This is a genomic window from Trebonia sp. (assembly GCF_049794275.1).
Lineage (GTDB): Bacteria > Actinomycetota > Actinomycetes > Streptosporangiales > Streptosporangiaceae > Trebonia.
Genome location: NZ_JBARCR010000947.1, coordinates 1 through 3,239, shown reverse-complemented (window position 1 = coordinate 3,239; position 3,239 = coordinate 1). Strand labels below are relative to the sequence as shown.

The following is a 3,239-nucleotide window of genomic DNA, read 5'->3' as shown; positions in this document are numbered from 1 at the left end:
GTGGCGCTCGCCGCCGAGGTAGGCGCGCCGCCGTGGAAGATCGACCGGGTGCGGCAGCAGCTGCGCGGCTGGCACCCGGACGGGGTGGCGCGCGCGCTGCAGGCGGTCGCCGAAGCGGACGCTCAGGTCAAAGGCGACAGCGTGAGCGCGGACTACGCGCTGGAGCGCGCTGTCAGGCGGATCGTCGCCTACCGTGCGGGAGCGGGCCGCTGAACTCCAAGCGGCCCGCCACGCAGCGCCCTCAGGCGTCCTGCAGCTCCGACAGCCGCTTGGCGATCGCGGACTTGCGGTTCGCGGCCTGGTTCTTGTGGATGACGCCCTTGCTCACTGCCTTGTCAAGCTTGCGCGAGGCAGCCTGCATCGCCGCGGTCGCCTCCTCGGCGTTCCCCGCGTCAACAGCCTCGCGGAACTTCCGCACGTACGTGCGCAGCTCAGACTTGACCGCCTTGTTACGCTGGTGCGCCTTCTCGTTCTGCTTGATGCGCTTGATCTGCGACTTGATGTTCGCCACGCGTAAAGATCCTCACAGCTTGTCCATTAAAGTCATTGGGGAGCGTCACCGGCCGCGGTCGGTGCCCAGACGGCGACCGGCGGGAAAACGACGGCGCGCTGACGAAGGATATCCGAGCTATCGGCTGTTCCTCAAACCATAGTGGGAAGCAAGGTTTCAATGAGCGTTCCGGCCAGGCCGGTACCTGCGCCTGCCCGTACGGACCAGGCCGTGATCCGCAATTTCTGCATTATCGCGCACATCGATCACGGCAAGTCCACGCTGGCCGACCGCATGCTGCAGCTGACCGGCGTCGTCGAGGGCCGGCAGATGCGCGCCCAGTACCTGGACCGGATGGACATCGAGCGCGAGCGCGGCATCACGATCAAGAGCCAGGCCGTCCGGCTGCCCTGGAACAACCAGGGCCAGGACTACGTGCTCAACCTCATCGACACGCCCGGCCACGTCGACTTCAGCTACGAGGTATCGAGGAGCCTCGCCGCCTGCGAGGGCGCCGTCCTGCTGGTGGACGCCGCGCAGGGCATTGAGGCGCAGACGCTCGCCAACCTCTACCTCGCGCTCGACGCTGACCTGAAGATCATCCCGGTGCTGAACAAGATCGACCTGCCCGCGGCGCAGCCCGAGCGGTACGCGAGCGAGATCGCCGCGATCATCGGCATCGACCCGGCCGAGGTCATGCGGGTGTCCGCCAAGACGGGCGAGGGCGTCAAGGACCTGCTCGACACGATCGTCGGGCAGGTCCCGCCGCCGCACGGCGACCCCGACGCCCCGGCGAGAGCAATGATCTTCGACTCGGTCTACGACACCTACCGCGGCGTTGTCACCTACCTGCGGGTCATGGACGGGCACCTCAGCAAGCGCGAGCGCGTGCTGATGATGTCCACCCAGGCCGTGCACGAGACCCTCGAGCTCGGGGTCATCTCCCCGGAGCCGCTCCCGGCCGACGGCCTCGGCGCCGGCGAGGTCGGCTACCTCATCACCGGCGTCAAGGACGTCCGCCAGGCGCGGGTCGGCGACACGATCACCAGCGCCAGCAAGCCGGCCGCAGCAGCCCTCGCTGGCTACGACAACCCCAGGCCGATGGTGTTCTCCGGCCTGTACCCGGTCGACGGCGACGAGTACCCGGAACTAAGAGATGCCCTCGACAAGCTCAGGCTCAACGACGCCGCGCTGGTCTACGAGCCGGAGACGAGCACCGCGCTCGGCTTCGGGTTCCGCTGCGGGTTCCTCGGCTTGCTGCACATGGAGATCGTCAGGGAGCGGCTGGAGCGCGAGTTCGACCTGTCGCTCATCTCCACCGCCCCGAACGTCGTCTACCGCGTCGTCATGGAAAGCGGCCGCGAGCTCCGGGTGACCAACCCCAGCGACTTCCCGGGCGGCATCGACGGCTACTCCGCCGCGGGCCAGAACCCGAAGGGCAACACCGGCGGCAAGATCCAGGCGGTCTACGAGCCCGTGGTGCGGGCCACGATCATCTCCCCGAGCGACTACATCGGCACGATCATGGAGCTGTGCCAGAGCCGCCGTGGCGCGCTGCTCGCCATGGACTACCTGTCGACCGACCGGGTGGAGATCCGGTACACGATGCCGCTCGCGGAGATCATCTTCGACTTCTTCGACCAGCTCAAATCCAGGACCAGGGGCTACGCGAGCCTGGACTACGAGCCGGCCGGCGAGCAGGAGGCCAACCTGGTCAAGGTCGACATCCTGCTGCAGGGCCAGCCGGTGGACGCGTTCAGCCAGATCGTGCACGCCGACAAGGCCCGCGAGTACGGCCTGGCGATGACCGCCAAGCTCAAGGAACTGATCCCGCGCCAGCAGTACGAGGTGCCGATCCAGGCCGCGGTCGGGTCACGGATCATCGCCAGGGAGAACATCCGCGCCCTGCGAAAGGACGTCCTCGCCAAGTGCTACGGCGGTGACATCACCCGCAAGCGGAAGCTGCTCGAGAAGCAGAAGGAAGGCAAGAAGCGGATGAAGACGATCGGCCGCGTCGAAGTCCCGCAGGAAGCCTTCGTCGCCGCCCTGTCCACCACGCAGTCGGACACCGCCAGCCGGCGGTAACAAACCGCCCAGGGAAAGGCGTCAGCGCTGGCTGGACGCGGCCAGCAGCACGACGAGGAACAGCGCCCAGCAGGCGATCCCGAGGTAGCCGAGGACGAGCCCGGCGATGGCCAGCCCGTCGCCGCGCTCCCCGGTCCGCTTGATGTTCGCGCGCGCCACGTGGCCGAGGATGACCGCGGGCACGGCGGCGATGCCGAGCGTGAAGAATTCGGCGATCGCGCAGATCAGCGACGCGACGGCCACCCCGCTCGTCGGCGGCTGCGGCACCGGGTAGTAGCCCGGGTGATAGGGCGCCACCGCGCTGAACGGCCCGGCCGGCAGGTCGGCGACCACGGCGCCCAGGTCGGCGTAGGTCTTCGCCGACAGCACGCGCGAGCAGCGCGTGTCGAACTCCTCCTTGGTCAGCCGCCCTTCGCCGTACGCGGCGGTCAGCACGTCGATCGTCCGGTCCCGGTCGGCCGACGCGGCGCGCATCCCCGGCTGGGCGTATCCCGGCGGCCCCGGCACCCGCGGATGCGCGTACGGCGCGGGCGTGTACGGCACCGGCGGCCCGTACGGGGGCGGCCCGTACGACGGCGGTCCGTACGACGGCGGCCCGTAGCCAGGCATCGGCGGCGGGTACGGAACTGGCGGCCCCGCCGGCTGCCCGTGCGGGACAGTCGGC

Annotated in this window: 3 protein-coding genes and 1 pseudogene; 2 read left to right on the top strand and 2 right to left on the bottom strand. The window is 69.1% G+C overall.

Annotated elements, in window-relative coordinates:
* Positions 1-213, top strand: a pseudogene (locus WA805_RS24310) (DNA polymerase III subunit delta); the annotation flags it as partial.
* A gap of 28 nt (positions 214-241) precedes the next feature.
* On the opposite strand, the gene rpsT reads toward WA805_RS24310, so the two are convergent.
* Positions 242-511, bottom strand: a complete 270-nt coding sequence (gene rpsT / locus WA805_RS24305; RefSeq protein WP_422278354.1) for a 30S ribosomal protein S20 — start codon at positions 509-511, stop codon at positions 242-244.
* Positions 512-670: 159 nt separating this feature from the next.
* Here rpsT and lepA point away from each other — a divergent pair, with 159 nt between their 5' ends.
* Complete coding sequence (lepA, locus tag WA805_RS24300) at positions 671-2,575, top strand: translation elongation factor 4 (RefSeq protein ID WP_425243488.1); 1,905 nt, start codon at positions 671-673, stop codon at positions 2,573-2,575.
* Positions 2,576-2,596: 21 nt separating this feature from the next.
* Here lepA and WA805_RS24295 read toward each other — a convergent pair.
* Positions 2,597-3,239: DUF1707 and DUF4190 domain-containing protein (locus WA805_RS24295; RefSeq protein ID WP_425243487.1), on the bottom strand; the 643-nt coding region annotated here is incomplete at its 5' end.

Bases quoted from the DNA above. Each gene is read 5' to 3' on its own strand.
- lepA (WP_425243488.1), top strand. From the start codon at position 671: ATGAGCGTTCCGGCCAGGCCGGTACCTGCGCCTGCCCGTACGGACCAG.